This is a genomic window from Paracoccus sp. FO-3 (genome assembly GCF_006386455.1).
Lineage (GTDB): Bacteria > Pseudomonadota > Alphaproteobacteria > Rhodobacterales > Rhodobacteraceae > Paracoccus > Paracoccus versutus.
In genome coordinates this window covers 1-19,127 of record NZ_VCBQ01000026.1, presented here as the reverse complement: position 1 = coordinate 19,127, position 19,127 = coordinate 1, and the positions used below count along the sequence as shown (strand labels likewise).

The 19,127-nt window shown below is 68.9% G+C and carries 21 protein-coding genes; 9 read left to right on the top strand and 12 right to left on the bottom strand.

Features of this window, described 5'->3' with window-relative positions; all coding sequences use genetic code 11:
- Window positions 1-100: 100 nt before the first annotated feature.
- On the top strand, window positions 101-397 hold the full coding sequence (locus FE811_RS09520; protein WP_140847283.1) for a hypothetical protein: 297 nt from the start codon (window positions 101-103) through the stop codon (window positions 395-397).
- A gap of 109 nt (window positions 398-506) precedes the next feature.
- Complete coding sequence (locus FE811_RS09515) at window positions 507-1,394, top strand: cation diffusion facilitator family transporter (RefSeq protein WP_072461077.1); 888 nt, start codon at window positions 507-509, stop codon at window positions 1,392-1,394.
- Here the strand turns inward: FE811_RS09515 and FE811_RS09510 are convergent.
- From FE811_RS09510 to FE811_RS09490, 5 genes are all read right to left on the bottom strand, one after another.
- Window positions 1,391-2,383, bottom strand: a complete 993-nt coding sequence (locus tag FE811_RS09510; protein WP_036751919.1) for an ABC transporter ATP-binding protein — start codon at window positions 2,381-2,383, stop codon at window positions 1,391-1,393. The genes FE811_RS09515 and FE811_RS09510 overlap by 4 nt on opposite strands.
- A gap of 25 nt (window positions 2,384-2,408) precedes the next feature.
- Window positions 2,409-3,248, bottom strand: coding sequence for a carbohydrate ABC transporter permease (locus FE811_RS09505; protein ID WP_036751922.1), 840 nt, complete (start codon window positions 3,246-3,248; stop codon window positions 2,409-2,411).
- A gap of 10 nt (window positions 3,249-3,258) precedes the next feature.
- Window positions 3,259-4,176, bottom strand: a complete 918-nt coding sequence (locus FE811_RS09500; RefSeq protein WP_036751925.1) for a carbohydrate ABC transporter permease — start codon at window positions 4,174-4,176, stop codon at window positions 3,259-3,261.
- Between the two features lie 151 nt (window positions 4,177-4,327).
- A complete protein-coding gene (locus tag FE811_RS09495; protein ID WP_036751928.1) occupies window positions 4,328-5,587 on the bottom strand; it encodes an ABC transporter substrate-binding protein in 1,260 nt (419 codons plus the stop codon).
- Window positions 5,588-5,635: 48 nt separating this feature from the next.
- Window positions 5,636-6,514 (bottom strand): N-acetylmuramic acid 6-phosphate etherase, encoded by an 879-nt coding sequence (locus FE811_RS09490; RefSeq protein ID WP_116223065.1) that lies wholly within the window; start codon window positions 6,512-6,514, stop codon window positions 5,636-5,638.
- A gap of 153 nt (window positions 6,515-6,667) precedes the next feature.
- Here FE811_RS09490 and FE811_RS09485 point away from each other — a divergent pair, with 153 nt between their 5' ends.
- The 7 genes from FE811_RS09485 (at window position 6,668) to FE811_RS09455 (ending at window position 13,257) form a co-directional block, all read left to right on the top strand.
- Complete coding sequence (locus FE811_RS09485; protein ID WP_072461080.1) at window positions 6,668-7,501, top strand: BadF/BadG/BcrA/BcrD ATPase family protein; 834 nt, start codon at window positions 6,668-6,670, stop codon at window positions 7,499-7,501.
- On the top strand, window positions 7,501-8,268 hold the full coding sequence (locus FE811_RS09480) for a GntR family transcriptional regulator (protein WP_036751936.1): 768 nt from the start codon (window positions 7,501-7,503) through the stop codon (window positions 8,266-8,268). Before FE811_RS09485 ends, FE811_RS09480 begins: the two co-directional genes overlap by 1 nt.
- Entirely contained in the window at window positions 8,268-9,293 is a 1,026-nt protein-coding gene (locus FE811_RS09475) for an SIS domain-containing protein (protein WP_116223066.1), read from the top strand. The genes FE811_RS09480 and FE811_RS09475 overlap by 1 nt, the downstream gene beginning before the upstream one ends.
- Window positions 9,293-10,417 (top strand): N-acetylglucosamine-6-phosphate deacetylase, encoded by a 1,125-nt coding sequence (gene nagA / locus FE811_RS09470; RefSeq protein ID WP_116223067.1) that lies wholly within the window; start codon window positions 9,293-9,295, stop codon window positions 10,415-10,417. Before FE811_RS09475 ends, nagA begins: the two co-directional genes overlap by 1 nt.
- 93 nt (window positions 10,418-10,510) lie before the next feature.
- A complete protein-coding gene (locus FE811_RS09465; RefSeq protein ID WP_036751943.1) occupies window positions 10,511-11,185 on the top strand; it encodes a Crp/Fnr family transcriptional regulator in 675 nt (224 codons plus the stop codon).
- 161 nt (window positions 11,186-11,346) lie between these two features.
- Window positions 11,347-11,952 (top strand): hypothetical protein, encoded by a 606-nt coding sequence (locus FE811_RS09460; RefSeq protein WP_116223068.1) that lies wholly within the window; start codon window positions 11,347-11,349, stop codon window positions 11,950-11,952.
- Window positions 11,953-12,150: 198 nt separating this feature from the next.
- On the top strand, window positions 12,151-13,257 hold the full coding sequence (locus tag FE811_RS09455) for a helix-turn-helix transcriptional regulator (RefSeq protein ID WP_116223069.1): 1,107 nt from the start codon (window positions 12,151-12,153) through the stop codon (window positions 13,255-13,257).
- Between the two features lie 12 nt (window positions 13,258-13,269).
- On the opposite strand, the gene FE811_RS09450 is transcribed toward FE811_RS09455, so the two are convergent.
- The 7 genes from FE811_RS09450 to FE811_RS09420 form a co-directional block, all read right to left on the bottom strand.
- Window positions 13,270-13,503 (bottom strand): cytochrome C oxidase subunit IV family protein, encoded by a 234-nt coding sequence (locus FE811_RS09450; protein WP_036751948.1) that lies wholly within the window; start codon window positions 13,501-13,503, stop codon window positions 13,270-13,272.
- A 3-nt stretch (window positions 13,504-13,506) separates the two neighbouring features.
- The gene (locus FE811_RS09445) at window positions 13,507-14,043 is read right to left on the bottom strand and encodes a cytochrome c oxidase subunit 3 (RefSeq protein WP_072461085.1); all 537 of its coding nucleotides are present in this window, start codon (window positions 14,041-14,043) and stop codon (window positions 13,507-13,509) included.
- Window positions 14,043-15,959, bottom strand: coding sequence for a nitric oxide reductase activation protein NorD (locus FE811_RS09440; protein WP_181180842.1), 1,917 nt, complete (start codon window positions 15,957-15,959; stop codon window positions 14,043-14,045). Before FE811_RS09440 ends, FE811_RS09445 begins: the two co-directional genes overlap by 1 nt.
- Before the next feature lie 14 nt (window positions 15,960-15,973).
- Window positions 15,974-16,786: a CbbQ/NirQ/NorQ/GpvN family protein gene (locus FE811_RS09435; RefSeq protein WP_036751956.1), complete on the bottom strand. Its 813-nt coding sequence runs from the start codon at window positions 16,784-16,786 to the stop codon at window positions 15,974-15,976.
- A gap of 3 nt (window positions 16,787-16,789) precedes the next feature.
- The gene (locus FE811_RS09430) at window positions 16,790-18,178 is read right to left on the bottom strand and encodes a cbb3-type cytochrome c oxidase subunit I (protein WP_036751959.1); all 1,389 of its coding nucleotides are present in this window, start codon (window positions 18,176-18,178) and stop codon (window positions 16,790-16,792) included.
- 12 nt (window positions 18,179-18,190) lie between these two features.
- The gene (locus tag FE811_RS09425; protein ID WP_116223071.1) at window positions 18,191-18,643 is read right to left on the bottom strand and encodes a cytochrome c; all 453 of its coding nucleotides are present in this window, start codon (window positions 18,641-18,643) and stop codon (window positions 18,191-18,193) included.
- A 74-nt stretch (window positions 18,644-18,717) separates the two neighbouring features.
- Window positions 18,718-19,127 (bottom strand): FAD:protein FMN transferase (locus tag FE811_RS09420; RefSeq protein WP_140847280.1); only part of this gene is annotated, 410 nt, incomplete at its 5' end.

Here is a 19,127-nt window from a genome sequence, read left to right as displayed (position 1 = left end):
CTGCGCCAGGGACCATCCCGGCCACCGGCACCCCCGGCCATCCGGACAAATGCCGCTCCACCCGAAACACTTCCGTTGAATCGCGCTTCGGGCATGCTATGTGAACTATACTGTTCAGTTGGTGGAGCCGACGGGGATCATGTTCACAAGCGTGCTGGCCAGCCTAGGAGCCGCAATCCTGTCGATGATCCTGGGCTTGCCCTGGTGGGTCTCGGCCCTCGGCTTCCTGGGCGCGGGCGTCTGCGCCCTTTTCGCCGCCGACGCATGGGCGGCCAGAAGGATCCCGGCCGAACCGCATCAGATCCAGCGCGGCCAGCTGGAAAAATCCTCGGATCTTTATGCCGGGGCTGCGCGTCCCCGTTCGGGCAACCCGGCGGCACGCACCTTCCGGGCCTGACCGGGGCGCCCCCTTTCCCGCAGCACGCAACTTTCCCGCAAGGCCGGTTGGCCCTGGCCGCCAACCCGGATAAAACCCCGGCGCGACGGATTCGGAAAAGGAAGCGCCCATGTCTGCGACCGAAAAGATCGCCTTCGGCAGCATCCTCGTCGGGCTGGTCGTTCTGGCGCTGAAGGCGCTTGCCTGGTGGCTGACCGGCTCGGTCGCGCTGCTGTCGGATGCGCTGGAAAGCACGGTGAACGTCGCCACCGCCGTCGCCGCGCTGATCGCGATCCGGGTCGCGGCCAAGCCCGCCGACCGCGGCCACCCCTATGGCCATCACAAGGCCGAGTTCTTCAGCGCCGTGCTGGAGGGGGTGATGATCATCGTCGCCGCGCTGCTGATCCTGCGCGAGGCATGGCACGGTTTCCAGAACCCGCGCATGCTGGATGCGCCGCTCGAAGGGCTGCTGGTCAACGGTTTGGCCAGCGTGCTGAACGCGCTGTGGTGCTGGGTGCTGATCAGCCGCGGCGGGCGGCTGAAATCGCCGGCGCTGGTCGCCGACGGGCGGCATCTCCTGTCGGACGTGATCTCGTCCGTGGGCGTGGTGGCGGGCGTGACCCTGGCGGTCCTCACCGGCTGGGCGGTGCTGGACCCGGCGCTGGCGGCGCTGGTCGCCCTGAACATCCTGTGGTCGGGCTGGAAAGTCATGGCCAGCTCGCTCTCGGGCCTGATGGACGAGGCGGTTTCCGAGGACACGCTGGCCGAGATCCGCGCCACCATCTCGGACACCGCCATCGGCGCCATCGAGGCGCATGACCTGCGCACCCGCCATGCCGGGCCGCGCACCTTCATCGACTTCCACCTGGTGGTGGACGGCCAGACCACGGTCGATGCCGCCCATGACATCTGCGACCGCATCGAACAGGCGCTCAAGCGCAAGCTGCCCGGCGCGTTCATCACCATCCATGTCGAGCCGGAACACAAGGCCAAGCATTCCGGCGTTGTGGTGATCTAGCGCAGCCGCCGCCCCTCGGCGTCGAAGTGAAAGGCGCGGTTCGGCTCGAAGCCCAGCCCGACCACCTCGTCCACGGCATAGTCCTGCTCGCCGAAGAGCCGCACGGTCAAAAGGCCGTGGTCCTCGGATGCGACATAGACCAGCGTCTCGCCGCCCAGCTTTTCGACATGGCTGACGCGGCCGCCGATCTGGCCGCCGCCCGGCACCAGATGCTCGGGGCGGATGCCCAGCCGGGCCGAGCGCAGGCCCAGCTTGCCGGCGTCCAGGAAATTCATCTGCGGGCTGCCGATGAAGCCGGCGACGAAGGTGTTGTCGGGATCGTTGTAAAGGTCCATGGGGCGGCCCACCTGCTCGACCACGCCGCCGCGCAATACGACGATCTTGTCGGCCAGCGTCATCGCCTCGACCTGGTCGTGGGTGACATAGATCATCGTCGCGCCCAGTTCGCGATGCAGCCGGGCAATCTCGATCCGGGTCTGCACGCGCAGCGCGGCGTCGAGGTTCGACAGCGGCTCGTCGAACAGGAACAGCTTCGGGCGCCGCACGATGGCGCGGCCGATGGCGACGCGCTGGCGCTGGCCGCCCGACAGCTCGGCCGGGCGCCGCTCCAGCAGATGCGCCAGCGCCAGCATCTCGGCCGCCTTGCCGGTCGCCGCCTCGATCTGCGCCCTGGGCGTGCCGGCCTGTTTCAACGCCAACCCCATGTTGTCGCGCACGGTCAGATGCGGGTAAAGCGCATAGCTCTGGAACACCATGGCGATCTCGCGCCGGGCCGGGGCCAGGTCGTTCACCCGCGCGCCGTCGATGGCCACGTCGCCCGAGGTCACGTCCTCGAGCCCGGCGATCATGCGCAGAAGCGTGGACTTGCCGCAGCCCGAGGGGCCGACGAAGACGCAGAACTCGCCATCCTCGACCGCCAGGTCCACGCCCTTGATGACCTGGGTGGTGCCGAAGGACTTGGTGACTTGGGTAAGGGTCAGGGCTCCCATCGGGGTCTCCTTGCTGCAAGACGGATCATTTGACGGCGCCGGCGGTGATGCCGCGGATCAGCTGGCGCGAGAACACCAGGTAAAGCACCAGCACCGGCAGGATGGCGAGGCTCAGCGCCGCCAGCACCGCATTCCAGTTGGTGACGAACTGGCCGATGAAGACCTGGCTGCCCAGGGTGACGGTCTTGGTCGCCTCGCTCGGCGCCAGGATCAGCGGGAACCACAGGTCGTTCCAGATCGGGATCATGGTAAAGACGGCGACGGTGGCCATGGCCGGCCGCACCAAGGGCAGCACCAGCCGGAAGAAGATGGTGTATTCCGAAAGCCCGTCGATGCGGCCCGCGTTCTTCAGGTCGTCCGAGACGCCGCGCATGAACTCGGACAGGATGAACACCGCCAGCGGCAACCCTTGCGCGGTATAGACCAGCACCAGCGCCGTCAGCGTATTGACCAGCCCGGATGCGACCATCATCTGCAGGATGGCGACGGTGCCCAGCCGGATCGGGATCATGATCCCCAAGGCCAGGTAAAGCCCCATCAGCATGTTGCCGCGAAAGCGGTATTCCGACAGGGCGAAGGCCGCCATGGCACCGAACAGCAGCACGAAGAACAGGCTGGCCACGGTCACGACCAGCGAGTTCTGGAAGTAAAGCAGGAAATCCCCCTGCGCCAGCACCGTGCGATAGCCGACCAGGTCGAAGCTTTCCGCCGTGGGCACGGCCAGCGGATCGGCAAAGATCGCGCGGCGGTTCTTGAAGCTGTTGATGACCACGACGAAGACCGGAAACAGCGCGATCACGGTATAGAGGATCAGCACCGCATGGGCAGCCAGGCTGCGGGCGGTGGAATGGCGGGCTTGGCTCATGGCTCTCCCCTCAGAACTGATAGCGGCGCAGCCGGCGCTGGATGGCGAACAGGTAGAAGCCGACGCCCAGCAGGATGATGCCGAACATGGCGGTGGCGATGGTCGCGCCCATGTGCGGGTCGCCGATCTGCAGCTGGAAGCCGAAGAAGGTCCGGTAAAGGAACGTCCCCAGGATGTCGGTCGAGAAATTCGGCCCCGCCAATGCGCCTTGCGTGACGTAGATCAGGTCGAAGGCGTTGAAATTGCCGACGAAGGTCAGGATCGAGATGATGCCGATCGAGGGCAGGATCAGCGGCAGCTTGATCTTCCAGAACTGCGACCAGCCGGTGACGCCGTCCATCTCGGCCGCCTCGATCACCTCGTCGGGGATCGACAGCAGCGCGGCATAGATCAGCATCATCGGGATGCCGACGAATTGCCAGACCGAGATCAGCGCCAGGGTGGTCAGCGCCGTGCCCTCGCGGCCCAACCAGGGCGCAAACAGGCTCTTCAGCCCGACGGCGTCCAGCATGCCCGGCGCAATGCCCCAGATCGGCGACAGGATCAGCTTCCAGACGAAGCCGACGATGACGAAGCTCAGGATGGTCGGGATGAAGATCGCGGTGCGATAGAAGGCCGCGCCGCGCAGCCGCGGCGAACTCAGCAGCGCCGCCAGCGCCACGCCGACCGGGTTCTGCACCAGCATATGGACCAGGAAGAACCAGGCGTTGTTGCCCAGCGCGTTCCAGAAACTCGCCGACCAGCGCGGATCGCCGAACAGCGTGGCGAAATTCCGCAGGCCGACGAAGACGCGGCCCTCCTCGCCGGTGTTGAACAGCGACAGGTTCAGCGTCCCGAACAGCGGCACGATCATGATGGCGGTATAGACCAGCACCGCGGGCGCAAGAAACACCGCGATATGCCAGCGAAACGCTTTCCGCTGCGCCATGACGCCCTCCTTCTCCGTTGAAAAATACCCTCGGGGGGTGCGGGGGGCGGAAAGCCCCCCGCCACCGCCGGGCCGCCAGGCCCGGCAACATTTCACCTCGGGCCACCAGGCCCGGCCACATTGACTTCCGGCCGTCAGGCCCGGCCGAGGCTCAGTTCTGCTGCGGCGCGTACCACGAGGCCAGGCCCTGTTGCAGCCGCTCGGCCGCGGCCTCGGGCGTCTCGGTGCCGGTGATGACATTGGCCGAGGCGGTCCAGGTCTCGTTCTCCAGGTTCGGCGTGCCCCGCGACAGGATCTGGTAGGTCGAGCGGATGGTGGGCTCGCAGCTCTCGCGCCAGGAGACGAATTCCTTGGCCAGCGCATCCTCCATCTCGACCGGCGCCGAATTCAGCGAGAAGAAGCCCGGCAGCGCATTGGCGTAAAGCGTGGCGAACTCGGACGAACCGACCCATTCCAGGAACTTCCGCGCCTCTTCCGGGTGCTGCGTCGCCGCGTTCATGCCCAGCGCGATGTCGGTATGGTCGCTGATATGGCAGGTGTCGCCCTCGGCCGGGACGGGGGGCGGAAAGGCGCCCATCTCGAAGGCACCGCCGATCTGCGGGCCGAAGACACCGATCTCCCAAGACCCGGCCGGATAGATCGCGGCGCGGCCCAGCGTGAACAGGTTCTGGCTGTCGGGATAGGTCTGCGCCTCGAACCCGTCGCCCAGGTAGTCCTTCCATTTCGCCAGCTGGCGGAAGGGCGCGACCCAGCCTTCGTCGGTCAGCTTTTGCGTGCCCTCGATCAGCGCCTTGCGGCCCTCCTCGCCCTTCCAGTAGTTCGGGCCGATGTTCTGGTAGCCCATGGTCGCGGCCTCCCACTGGTCCGCGGTGCCCATGGCCATCGGGATATAGGTGCCGTCCTCCTTGATCTTGTCGAGCAGGGCAAAGAACTCGGCCTCGGTCTTCGGCGGTGTCAGCCCCAGTTCCTCGAAGGCGGTCTTGTTGTAGATGAAGCCGTGGATCACCGAGGCCATCGGCACGCAGAAGGTCTGGGCGCCGTCATCGGTCTGCCAGGCCGATTTCGCCACGTCCGAGAAATTCGCCATCGCCGCCAGGTCGCTCAGGTCGGCCAGCTTGCCCTTCTTGAACAGCTCCAGCGAGGCGTCGAAGGGCCGGCAGGTGATCAGGTCGCCGGCCGAGCCCGCATCCAGCTTGGAGTTCAGCACCGCGTTGTATTCCGGCGGCGCCGAGGGCGCGAAATTGATCTTGATGCCGGGATTGGCCGATTCGAAGGCCGGGATGATCTTTTCCTGCCAGATGGCAAGGTCGTCGTTGCGCCAGCTCTCGATGGTCAGCGTCACGTCCTGGGCCCAGGCGGCGCCGGTCAGCAATGTGCTGGCCAGCAGCGCCAGGCGGATGGTCTTGGTCATGGTCTTCTCCCTTCGGCATCGGGTCTCTCGCGGACCCTCCGGTTGCAATCAGATCAGCGGGGCCAGCAGGCCCCCGGTTGCGGCCAGCCGCGCCTTGGCCATATCAGGCGCCATGCCGCGCGCGACCAGGATCGCGGGCTTCACCGCGCCGCCGGTGCGCGACAGCGCCGCCTCGGCCGCGTCGCGCCCGACCCCCGCCACGGCGGCGACGATACGGGCGGCGCGGTCCACCAGCTTGATGTTGTCGGCCACTAGGTTGACCATGTAGCCGTCATGGACATGGCCCAGCCGGATCGCCACCAGCACCGACAGCATGTTCAGCGCCACCTTCTGCGCCGTGGCCGCCCCCATGCGGGTCGAGCCGGAAACCACCTCGGCCCCGGTCTCGATCAGCACCGGGATGTCGGCGCGTTCCAGCAGGGCCGAGCCCGCCACATTGGCTAGGCCGGCCACGGTCACGCCCCGCTCCTGCGCCGCCGCGCAGATCGCCAGCGCATAGGGCGTGCGCCCCGAGGCCGAGAGGCACAAGAGCACATCCCCCGCCGCCAGCCCGGAACGGTCCAGGTCGGCCAGCGCAAGCCGCGGGTCGTCCTCGACGCTGCCTTGCAGGTGCAAAAGCGCCTCGGTCCCGCCGGCGAACATCATCGGCGTGCGCTCGGGCGCGATGCCGAAGGTGCCGGCCAGTTCCAGGCAATCGGCCAGCGCCATCAGCCCCGAGGAACCGGCCCCGGCATAGCCGAGCTTGCCGCCCCGGCGCAGCGTCTCTGCTGCGGCCTCGGCCGCGCGTTCCAGCGCCGGCAAGGCGGGCTGCAACGCAGCCAGCGCCGCGACCTGCGCCTCCAGCAGGATGCGCAGCACGTCGCCGCCGGGGCGCGCGTGAAGCCCTGTCGATGCCGGATGCCTTGCCTCGGTGCCGGATGCGGTCATGTGATTCCCCCTGTTCCGTTGATAATGCCAAAACAATACCACTTGTAAACCCCTTTCTTCAAAAAGGCCGAAAATCGGCGTTTCTTGGGGAAACTCAAATTAACCCTTCCCATTTGGTATTGTTTTGGTATCTTGCCTGCAAAGGGAGTCGCCATGTCATATTTCCTGGGCATAGACGGAGGAGGGACCGGCTGCCGCGCCGCCATCGCGGACGGCTCGGGCCGGATCATCGGCCGGGGCGCAGCGGGGCCGGCGAATATCTCGGTCGAGACCGAGGGGGCCTGCGCCAATATCCTCGCCGCCGCCCGCGCCGCGCTTCAGGACGCCGGGCGGGGCCACCTGGACGAACTGACCGCCGTGCTGGGCCTGGCCGGCGCCAATGTCACCGCCGCCGCCCGCAGCCTGCAGGCCATGCTGCCCTTTCGCCGCACGCGCATCGTCACCGATGCCGTCACTGCCGCCACCGGCGCGCTGGGGGGCGGGGACGGCATCGTCGCCGCCATGGGCACCGGCTCGGTCTTTGCGGTCCAGATCGGCGGCGAGATGCGGCAATATGGCGGGCGCGGCTTCGTCCTGGGCGACGAGGGCAGCGGCGCGGTGCTGGGCCGGGCGCTTCTGTCCGAGGCCCTGCGCGCCGAGGACGGCTTCGCGCCGATGAGCCCGCTGCTGCAAGCCGTCCTGGACGAGCTGGGCGGGATCGAGGGGGTGATCTCCTTCGGCTTCCGCGCCCGGCCCGCCGAATTCGCCGCATTCGCGCCGCGCATCACCGCCGGCACCGACCCGGCGGGCGAGCGCATCTTTGCCGCGGCCGTGGCCGAGATCCGCGCCATGATCGACACCTTGCAGGCCGGCCGCGACCTGCCGGTGGTGTTCCTGGGCGGGCTTGGCGCGCATTACGCCGCCCGCCTGCAGGGGCTGTGGCCCATCCAGCCGCCCAGGGGCTCGGGCCTCGACGGCGCGCTGCACCTGGCCCGGCAGGAGGCATGATGGGCGAGCTGTTCACCCCCGAGGCTTTCGAGGAAACCGGCGGCGGCCCGCTTTACCTGCAATTGCACCGGCTGATCGCCGAGGCCATCGCCTCGGGGCGGCTGCAGCCGGGCGACAGCCTGCCGTCGGAACGCGAGCTGGCGGCGATGACCGGCCTGTCGCGCGTCACCGTGCGCAAGGGGGTGGCGGAGCTGGTCGCCTCGGGGCAGCTGGTGCAAAGGCGCGGCTCGGGCACCTTCGTCGCGCCCAGGGTCGAAAAGCTGGAACAGGCGCTGTCGCTGCTGACATCCTTTACCGAGGACATGGCCCGGCGCGGCCGCAGCGTCGAAAGCCGCTGGATCGCGCGCGGCCTGCACGCCCCCGCCCCCGAAGAGGTGATGGCGCTGGGGCTGGGCGTCGGCGAAAAGGTGGCGCGGCTGGAACGGGTGCGCAGCTCGGACGGGGTGCCGCTGGCCATCGAGCGCGCCTCGCTGTCGCAAGCGATCCTGCCCGATCCCGAAGGCGTCACCGATTCGCTTTACGCGGTGCTGCAAGGCCGCGGGCTGCGGCCGGTGCGGGCGGTGCAGCGCATCTCGGCCGCGAACCTGAACGCCAAGGACGCCGAGCTGCTGGGCGTCAATCCCGGCGTGGCCGGACTGCGGATCGAACGCATCTCCTACCTGCCCTCGGGCAAGGTGGTCGAGTTCACCCGCTCGCTCTATCGCGGCGATGCCTATGACTTCGCCGTGGAACTGAAACTTGCCCCGGAAGGCGAAAGGAACCCGTGATGAGCCAGACGCATATGGCGCGCGAAGTGGCCGAGATCCCCGAAGCCGCCGCCCGTTTCCTTGACCGTTCGCGCGACGCGGTGCTGGATGCCGCCAGCGCCCTGCGCCGCAAGGATCCCGACCTGGTGGTGACGGTGGCGCGGGGGTCGTCCGACCATGCCGCGACCTATCTGAAATACGCCATCGAGCTTGAGGCAGGCGTGCCCGTCGCCTCGGTCGGGCCCTCCATCGCCTCGATCTATCGCCGGCCCCTGCGGCTGGGCAAGGCGGCCTGCATCGGCATCTCGCAATCCGGCCGCAGCCCGGACGGGGTCGAGATGATGCGCGCCTCGGGCCAGGGCGGGGCGCTGTCCATCGCCATCACCAATGTCTCCGACAGCCCGATGGCGCAGGTTTCGGCCCATTGCCTGCCCCTGCAGGCGGGCGAGGAGAAAAGCGTCGCCGCCACCAAGACCTTCGTCTGCTCGGTGCTGGCCGGCCTGTCGCTGCTGGCGGAATGGCGGCAGGATCACGCCTTGCAAGACGCCGTCGCCGCCCTGCCCGAAGGGCTGGCGCAGGCCGTGGCGCTGGACTGGTCGCCGCTGTCGGCGCGGCTGGCACGGGCATCGTCGGCCTTTGTCCTCGGCCGCGGCCCCAGCTTCGCCATCGCCTGCGAAGCGGCGCTGAAGTTCAAGGAAACCTCGGGCATCCATGCCGAGGCCTATTCGGCCGCCGAGGTGCTGCACGGCCCCGCCGCCATCGTGCAGGCCGGCTTTCCGGTACTGGCGCTGGGGATCGAGGACGCCGCCCTGCCCCAGCTGAAGGCCACGGCCGAGCGGCTGGCGGCGCAGGGCGCGGATGTCTTCGTCACCGGCACCGAGGTCGGCGGCGCCGTCACCCTGCCCTCGGTCCCCGGCCTGCATCCGCTGGTGGCGCCGCTTGTCACCATCGCCGGCTTCTACGCCTTCATCGAGGGCTTGGCGCGGCGGCGCGGCTTCGACCCCGACACGCCGCCGCATCTGCGCAAGGTGACGGAGACGGTGTGATGGCGCGCGAGGTCCTGACCGGCGCCCGCATCTTCGACGGCGCGCGTTTCCTCGACGGTCATGCGCTGGTGATCGAGGCGGGCGAGATCGCCGCCATCCTGCCCGAGCCCGAGGCCCCGGCCGAGGGGCGGCGGGCGGTCACGGGCATCCTGGCCCCGGCCTTCCTGGACCTGCAGGTGAACGGCGGCGGCGGGCTGATGCTGGACGGCACGACCGACCTGGACGGGCTGCGCCGCATCTGCGCCGCGCATCGCACGCTTGGCACCGCCGGGGTGCTGCCGACGCTGATCACCGACACGCCCGCGGCCACCGCCCATGTCATCGCGCTGGGGATCGCGGCGGCCAAGGCACAGGTGCCGGGCTTCCTGGGCCTGCATCTGGAGGGGCCGCATCTCGACCCGCGCCGCAAGGGCGCGCACGACCCGGCGCTGATCCGGCCGATGGCCGAGGACGACCTGGACCGGCTGTGCGAGGCCGCGCGGCAATTGCCGGCGCTGATGGTGACGCTGGCGCCCGAGGCGGCAAGCCCGCAGCAGATCGCCGCCCTTGCCGGAGCCGGCGCGGTGGTCAGCCTGGGCCACAGCGATTGCAGTTTCGAACAGGCGCAGGCCGGCTTTGCCGCCGGTGCCCGCTGCGCCACGCATCTGTTCAACGCCATGAGCCAGATCGGCAACCGCGCGCCGGGGCTGGTGGGCGCGGTGCTGGCCGGCGAGGCGGGCGCCGGGCTGATCGCCGACGGCATCCACGTCCATCCGGCGGTGATGCGGCTGGCGCTGGGGGCGCGGCCCGAGGGCATCTTCCTGGTCAGCGACTGCATGGCCTTCGCCGGCACCGATCTGACCGAGATGGAACTGGGCGGCCGCAAGGTGCTGCGCCGCGATGGGCGGTTGACGCTGGCCGACGGCACGCTGGCCGGCGCCGACCTGACGCTGCCGCAGGCCGTCGCCGTGCTGGTCCGCCAGGTCGGCATCGCGCCCGAACGCGCGCTGCGCATGGCCTCGGCCATTCCCGCGGAACTGCTGGGCTTGCAGGACCGTCATGGCACGCTGGCCCCCGGCCGGCCGGCCGAGCTGGTGCTGCTGGACCGCGATTTCGCCTTGCGCGAGCATTGGCTGTCGCCCTGATGGCCGGCAAATGCCGAGTGGAACGCACGGTCTTTTCCTCGCCCGCCGCTCGTGCGACACTCGGCCCCGCGCGAAACCAAGGATGAGGCTGCGATGAACGCCCCCCTGCCCGAGGCGGTGAAGAAATCCGTTCTGCTGAACGGGCTGGCCCCCGAAGTGCGCGACAAGCTGCTGAAGGACGCCCAGCGCCGCAGTTATCGCGAGGGCGAGACCATCTTCCTGCAAGGCGATCCGGCGCGGGCGGTGTTCATCGTGCTGAACGGCTTCATCAAGCTGTCGCGGCTGACCCCCGGCGGGTCCGAGGCGGTGGTGGCGATCCTGGGCCGCAACCGCAGCTTCGCCGAGGCGATGGCGCTGCGCGGCACGCCCTATCCCGTCTCGGCCGAGGCGGTGTCGGACTGCACGGTCCTGCAGATCGACGGGGCGCGGCTGCGCCAGCTTCTGCTGGAGAATCAGGAATTCGCCATCGGCCTGCTCGCCTCGACCTTCGTGCATCTGCAAGGGCTGGTGGACCAGATCGAAAAGCTCAAGGCCCATACCGGGGTGCAGCGGGTGGCGCAGTTCCTGGCCGACCTGTCGGATGCCGTGGCCGGCCCGGCCGAAGTCCGGCTGCCCTATAACAAGCGCCTGATCGCCGGGCACCTGGGCATGCAGCCCGAAAGCCTGTCGCGCGCCTTCGCCCGGCTGCGCCAGCACGGCGTCGAGGTCGAGGCCGACAAGGCCACCATCGCCGACATCGCCGAATTGCGCATGCTGGCCATGGACTGACCCGCCGCCCCCGGCATTGGAAATCACCGCGCGCCGCGCCGGCCCTCGCCCCATCGGGTGAAGGTCCGCCGGCGGTTGCGCGATAGCGACGGTGCATTGCTTTCCATGGAAAGGTTGAAACGCACCGCGGCTTTGCTCTTGCCAGTGCCTTGGCGCCCTTGATGCTGTTGTCGGCCTGCGACACCTCCGGGCCGGACCCCGCAACCGCCGACCAGGTGAACCAGAGCGAGATGACCGCGGCCGTGGGCCTGCCGGGGGCGGCCTTCGGCGGGGATGCCTATCGCGACGCCGGGCTTCAGGTCGCGACCGCCAGCCTGAACGATGCCGCCCAGCGCCGTTCGGCGGCCGAGGCTGCGCCCGCCGCCACGGGGTCGCCGATCCAAAGCGCAACCGCCACGCTGGACACGCCCGCTGCGGCCTCGGCAGGCGCATCCCGGCCCGGCACCGGGAAATGCGAACAGCGGCCGCAAGGCCGCGCGGCAAGCAGCCGGCTTCGCGACTATTCCGACCGGCTGCTCGCCCTGGGCGCGCATGGCGGCAGCTCGGTCCATGTCTCGGCCAAGATGGCATGGTGCGGCGCGAACAGAGGCATCGCGGTGCTGGAAACCTGCCTGGCCGAGGCCAGGGCGGCCGGGGACGCCGAATGCGTCGCCAGCATCCCGACCGCCTTGCAGGACACCCGCCGCCTGGCCAGCGAGGCAAGGCAGACCGCGAATCAGTCCTGTGCCTATGCCCCGGACGGGTGGATGGCCAGCTGCCCCGCGTAGCCGGCGGGGCGCGGCGCTGTCGAAAATGCGGCCAAAACATGGCCTTGCCCGGTATCGGCGCTTGACCTGGGCGGATCCGAAAATAACATCGACCCCGGCATTCCCGTCCGGGTCGGATGCGCGGGCCGGACAAGGCCCGCCCCCTGCCCGCGGCAAGGGCTGCAAAGCAAGAGGCAGGCGGGGCATTTCAGGCGGTCCATGAACGGCATCGAGGAACGGCTGACCGACCTGATCTATGCGATCCTTCTGGGCGAGCGCAGCTGGCGCGACTTCCTGGCCGAGATCGAGCGCGCAACGCCGGGCGGCATGGGGGCGATGTTCTACCAGGGCGCCGACGGCAGCTGCTCCATCCTGCACAACAGCGCGCCGGAAAAAGCGCTGGCGGAATATGTGGACTACTATACCCACCGCAACCCCTGGATGGAGCGGGCGATGGCGGCCCAGTCGCGCCAGTCCATGCCGGCGCATCGGCTGGTGCCGCATGACGAATTGCTGCGCACCGAATTCCACGATGGTTTCCTCAGGCCGCTGGGGCTGGACACGGCGGCGGGGCTGCTGCTGGATGCGCGGCGTTCGGGCACCGCGACGCTGACGATCATGGCCCCGCTGGGCCAGTCCGCGCTGATCGAGGCATGGTCGCAAACCTTCAACCGGATTTCCGCACATCTGCACCGGGCCATGGCCTGGTGTCGCCGTGGCTCGGGGCTGGGCGCGCTGGCGGAACTGCCCGCGGTGCTGTCGCAATCGCTGGACCTTGGGGTGATGATCGTCGGCGCGGATCGCAAGATCCTGCCGGTGTCGCCGGCCGCGCAACTCTCGGACAAGGTTTGGCAGGCGGTCCGGCAATCGCCCTTTGGCACGGTCGGGCTGGTCGATCAGGCCGCCGACGACTGCCTGGGCGAGATGCTGTCTCGCAACCACGCCGGGCGCAAGCTGGCAGAGTTCAGGACGGCGCAGGCCACGATCACCATGGTCCGCATCCGCCGCGACGAATTGTCGGAACTGCTGCTTGGCCCCTGCGTCATGCTGGCGGTCGATCCGGGGCTGCACGGGCTGGACCTTGAACAAAAGCGCGACCGGCTGCGCCTGGCCCATGACCTGACCGCCGCGGAAGGCAGGGTGCTGGGCGGGTTGCTGCAAGGCTTCAACCTCAGGCAGATCGCCGAGGCGGCCGGGCTGTCGCACGAGACGGTGCGAACCCAGCAAAAGGCGCTGTTCGTCAAGACCGGGGTCAACAGCCAGACCCAGCTCGTCAACCTGGCGCATGGCCATCCGCCGCAGGACCGGGACGAACCGGGTCGCTGACCGGCGGGGCCGTCATATGACGTGCAGCCCCCAGACCAGCGCCAGCCAGATCGCCAGCGGCACGGTAAAGGCCGCGCGCCAGCCCGAGCCCCGGCCGAGATGCAGGAAGCCGCCCAGGATCGCGCGGGCCTTGAGGAACGCCACCGCCAGCAGCGCCGCCGCCGCGGCAGGGCCGGGCACGAAGGCCAGCGCCGTGGTCGCGGCGGTCAGCGCCAGCAGGGTCAGCCAGATGCGCGTCAATTCCATCCCCTAGCCCAGCAGGTAGACCGGCGGCAGGATCAGCACCCAGACCAGGTCGACCATGTGCCAGAAGGCCGCGCCCGCCTGCACCTCTTCGGGGCGCAGCCGGATCGCGACCAGCGCCAGCACGCCGATGCCGAACAGCACGTGCGCGGCGTGAAAGCCGGTCAGCAGATAGTAGAAGGTGAAGAACGGATGGCTCTCCATCCCCAGGCCCGCGCGCAGGTCGCCGGCATATTCCGCCGCCTTCACCGCCAGGAAGGCCGCGCCCCCCAGGGCGGCCAGCGCCAGCCCGATGCGCGCGCGGCGGCCGTCGCCGCGGTGGCAGGCGCGCTCGGCCAGGGCGGCGCAGAAGCCCGAGCTGACCAGGATCGCCGTGTTCAGCGCCGCCATCCAGCCATGCAGCTGCGCCTGCGCCGCGGCAAAGCCGGCCGGGTCGGTCAGCCGCACCCCGGCCATGGCGGTGATGCCGGCGGCAAAGACCAGCAGTTCCGAGGCGATCAGCACCCACATGATCGGCTCGCCCGGCAGATCCTGGACCCGCATCACACCACCAGCTGGCGATAGATCACCGGCAGGGCCGCCAGCAGCCGGTCGGGATGCGGGATCAGCGAAAAGCCACCCTGGCCGAAGATGCGGGGAAACCAGCTTTTCGCGTCGCGGTCCACGGTGATGCCATGCACGGCATGGCCGGCGCGCCGCGCCTCGCGCACCGCCATGGCGCTGTCCTCGATGCCGTGGCGACCCTCGTAATGGTCGAGGTCGTTGGGCTTGCCGTCGGTGATGACCAGCAAAAGCCGCCGGCTGCTGGCCTGCTGCGCCAGCCCGGCCGAGGCATGGCGGATGCCGGCGCCGAGCCTTGTATAGAAGCGCGGCCGCAGCCCGGCAATGCGCCGTTCGACCGCAGCGCCCATCGGCTCGTCGAAATCCTTGCAGGCGGTCAGGAACACTCGGTCGCGCTTCAGCGAGGAAAAGGCGTTGACCGCGAAACGGTCGCCGCAGGCATCCAGCCCCCAGGCCAGCGCCGCCAGCGCCTCGCGCTCGGTCTCGATCACCGCGCGGCCCGTCACCGCGCTTTCGGTGGAACGCGACACGTCGAGCAGGATCGACACCGCAAGGTTGCGCGCCAGCGGCCGGGACTGGCGCCAGATGCGGTCGCTGCCCTGGCCGGTGGCGCGCAGGTCGGCGGCGGCGCGGACGGTCAGCTCGGCGTCCAGATCGTCCCCGTCGCGGTGGCCGGTGGTGGTGACGCGGCCGGGACGCAGCGCCTCGAACTGGCGGCGCACGGCGCGGATGCGGGTTTGCGCACGGGGGTCCGGGGTCAGCGCCTCGTCATGCTCGGGCGCGCGGTTTTCCAGCACGCGCACATGATCGGCAAGATAGCGGCCGCGCCGCGCATCCCATTCGGGATAGGTGCGGATGCCGGCGACCGCCTCAAGATCCGCATCCTCGGGCGCAAGATCGAGATGCAGCCGCAAACGCGTCGCCGGTGCCTTCGACACCTGGCCAAGGCCCAGTTCTTCCTGATCCTCGGCCGCCTTCTTCGCGTCGTCCTGATCGTCATCGTCGACATGCCGGTTGAGGTTCATCAGGTCGGCCCAGCTCAGCAGGGCCTCGAACTTGTGCAGGATCAGGCTGTCGCGGCGCTGCGGCTGGTCGCTCTGCCGGCGGCGGGCGCGGAACATGCGCCCGCTGGCCGGGTCGGCGGCGATGCCGTCGGGCGCATCGCCCGGCGCCGCGGCCAGCGTCGTCTCGGGCAGGGCCAGGTCGGGCCAAAGCGGCACCGGCCGCATCGGGTGATAGTCGCGCGGCGCCCTGGCCTGCGGATCGTCCAGCTCGGCCAGCCAGTCGCGGGCCAGGGGCGGCAGCGGCGCGGGATCGCCCAGAAGATGGCGCGCCAGCGCCTCGACCACCGCCTCGGCCGGGGGCAGCGGCGGGTCGGGGCGCAGGGACAGCACCAGCCTGGCCAGATCGTCGTAAAGCCCGGCCAGGCCCGGCGCATCCTCCAGCGTCGCCGCGACGGCCCGGCGCGCCGCGCCCAGCCGCGCCAGGTCGCGGCGCAGCGGATCGTCCTGCGGCGGCACCGGGCTGCCATGCGCGGCGCAGGCCGCCAGCCACAGGTAAAGCGCCCCGTTCGCCTGGCGCGAGGGCAGCGCCGTCAGCCGTTCCGGCAGGCGCAGGATCTCGCCGTCGAAACTTGCGCGCGGCACCATCTCGGCCGGGGTGCCCAGCCGGCGAAGCCAGCCGATGCGATGATGCGATGCCTGGGCGGCGGCGGGTCGGATCTCGACCCCCGCGCCGCCGCCCAGGGCCCGGAACAGCACCGCGAGCCGCCCCGAGACCTCGGAAAGCGCCACCGCCTGATCCTCGAACGCCTCCGGCGCGCCGAAGCTGCTGGCCCAGACGTGCCAGAGCTTGCCGACGGTTTCCTCGGGTTCCCAGGGTTCCAGGTCCAGGCCCATGATGGCGTCCTCCCTTAGCCGAAGATCGCCGCGGCCAGGTCGCGCAACCCGCGCTTGACCTCGGCATCGTCGGTCAGGGGCTCGATCATCGCCGCCTCGATGGCGCGGTCCAGGGACATGCCCCGCGCGACCAGGCTGGCGGCATAGACCACCAGCCGGGTCGAGACCCCCTCTTCCAGATCCTGGCCCTTGAGGCCGCGGATCTTGCCCGCCAGCCGCACCAGCCCCAGGGTGCGGTCGCGGTCGAGGCCGCTTTCGCGGGCCACGATCTCGGCCTCGCGCCGGGGTTCGGGAAAGTCGAACTCCATGGCCACGAAGCGCTGCCGGGTCGAAGGCTTCAGCGTCTTGAGGATGTTCTGGTAGCCGGGGTTGTAGGAGGCGACCAGCATGAAGCCGGGCGCCGCCTCGATTTCCTCGCCGGTGCGGTCAATGGGCAGGATGCGGCGGTCGTCGGTCAACGGGTGCAGAACGACGGTCACGTCCTTGCGCGCCTCGACCACCTCGTCGAGATAGCAGATCGCGCCCTCGCGCACGGCGCGGGTCAGGGGACCGTCGGTCCAGACCGTCTCGCCGCCCTTGAGCAGGTAGCGGCCGATCAGGTCGGCCGCAGACAGGTCGTCATGGCAGGCGACCGTATAAAGCGGCCGGCCCAGCCGCGCCGCCATATGGGCGACGAAGCGGGTCTTGCCGCAGCCGGTCGGGCCCTTCAGCAGCACCGGCAGGTCGTTCGCGGCGGCGGCCTCGAAGACCGCGACCTCGTCGCCCTGCGGCAGGTAGAAGGGGGCGTCGGCCGCCCCGTTCCGTTCGGGTTTCGCATAGGCGTTCATGGCTTACTCCGCAGCCTCCAGATGGCCGTCCTTGTGCGCCTGCACCGGGCCGGCTGTGACCACCTCGCGGCGCGGGAACAGCACCGCATAGATGAAGAGCAGCGCGCCCAGCACCACCGCGACGCCCGAGCCGAAGCGCATCCAGTAGAACAGCGCCAGCCCGTCCTGCACGTCCATGAAGAACCCGCCCTCGACCCGCTGCAGATGGGTCTGCACCGTGCCGGCGAAGGTCAGCGTCACCGTCATGAACACCATGCCCGAGGACATCAGCCAGAACGAGGCCATGTTCAGCACCTGGTTGTAGGGGTCGCGGTTCTTCATCAGCGGCATGCAATAGGTCACAAGCGCCAGCACCAGGCAGACATAGGCGCCATAGAAGGCCAGGTGGCCATGCGCGGCGGTGATCTGCGTGCCGTGGGTATAGTAGTTCACCCCGTGCAGCGTGTGCAGGAAGCCCCAGACCCCGGCCCCGAAGAAGGCCAGCACGGTGCAGCCCAGGCTCCAGACCAGCGCCGCCTTGTTCGGGTGATCGCGCCGGCCCTTCCAGACCATGACGAAGGCAAAGGACATCATCGCGAAGAAGGGCACGATCTCGAAGCTCGAGAAGATCGAGCCGATCCACTGCCAATAGGCCGGCAGGCCGATCCAGTAGTAATGGTGCCCGGTGCCCAGGATGCCCGAGAACAGCGCCGTGGCGACGATGACGTAAAGCCATTTCTCGACCACCTCGCGGTCCACGCCGGTCAGCTTGAGCATCAGGAAGGCGAGGATGGCGGCCATGATCAGCTCCCACACGCCCTCGACCCACAGGTGGATCACCCACCACCAGTATTGCTTGTCGAGGACCAGGTTCGCCGGGTTGTAGAAGGCAAAGAGCCACAGCAGCACCAGCCCCCACAGGCCCATCAGCAGCACGTTCGTGACCGCCGTCCGCCGGCCCTTCAGCGCGGTCATGCTGACGTTGTACATGAAGATCACCGCGGCCACGGCGATGCCGACCTTGACCCATTTCGGTTGTTCCAGGAACTCGCGCCCCTCCTTGCCCAAAAGCCAATGGCCATGGAAAAGGTCGAACAGATAGGTCACGACCACGCCCAGCGTGCCCAGCACGAAAATGCCCAGCTGGATATAGGCCAGCATCGGCGAATGGATTTCGCGCTCGGCCTCTTCGGGCAGGATGTAATAGGTCGCGCCGAAAAAGCCCAAGAGCAGCCAGACGACCAGGCTGTTGGTATGCAGCATCCGCGCGATATTAAAGGGCAGCAATTCGGACAGGAAATTCGGGCTGACATAGATCCAGCCCATGATCAGGCCGAAAATCACCTGAACGGCGAAAAGCGCCATGGCCACCAGGAAATAGGCATAGGCGATGCGTTGCGAATGGTATCTCATCGGTTTTCCCCCTCAGCCCGCGTCGTTCGGTGGCCAGTTCTGGGTGTTGATCGTGCCGGTCCACAGCAGGAAATCCGACAGCGCCCGGAATTCCTCGTCCGTCAGATCGAAGCGGGGCATCTGGCGGCGGCCCTCGATTCCGGTGGGCATGGATTCCATCCAGCCCTTCAGCGTCTCGAAGGCGGATTCGGGATCATCCTGCACGCCCCAGCGTTTCATCACATTGCCAAGCTCGGGGGCGAAATAGGCGCCCTCGCCCAGGATGGTATGGCAGTCAATGCAGGCGTTGCGTTCCCAGATATGCTTGCCCTCGACGACCGAGGGGGTGAGCTGGCTTTCATCCACTGCCTTGGTGCGGGCATAGATATGGCTATGCACGGTTAACGCGCCAAAGATCAGGATGAAGAATATGGACCCGCCGTAGAAGACGTTCCGGGCCATGTTCTTGGTCATGATTTCGCTCATGACGCGGGTCCCCTATCTGTTGTTTTCGATACGACCTCACTGTCCGGCAAGCGTGAGTCGATCATTGATGAAAGTCAAGCGAGGCAAAAGCTTGAGATCTTGCCGGGAAATTCCGCATGCGGCGCGGGGATCGCCAGCTCGATCCGGCAGCCCGGCAGGCGCGCCAGCGCCGCGCAGGCGGCCTCGGACGGCATCAGGCAAAGCGCGGTCGAAAGCCCGTCGGCCAGGGCGGCGCTGTCGGCGCTGACCGAGATCGTGTCCCAAGGCGGCGCCCCGCCGTCCGGCGCCAGGATATGCGGCAGGTCGCGCGGGCCGATCAGCGTACCGCCGGGCGACGAGGTCGCCAGCGCCCGGTCGCCCAGCCGGATGCGGCGGTGTTCGCGCCCTGCGGCATCGGCCAGCCCCACCCGCCAGCCGCGCGCACCCAGCGCCCGCATCTCGCCCGCGTCGATCAGCAGGTCGGTCAGGCCGTGGCGCGCGGCCG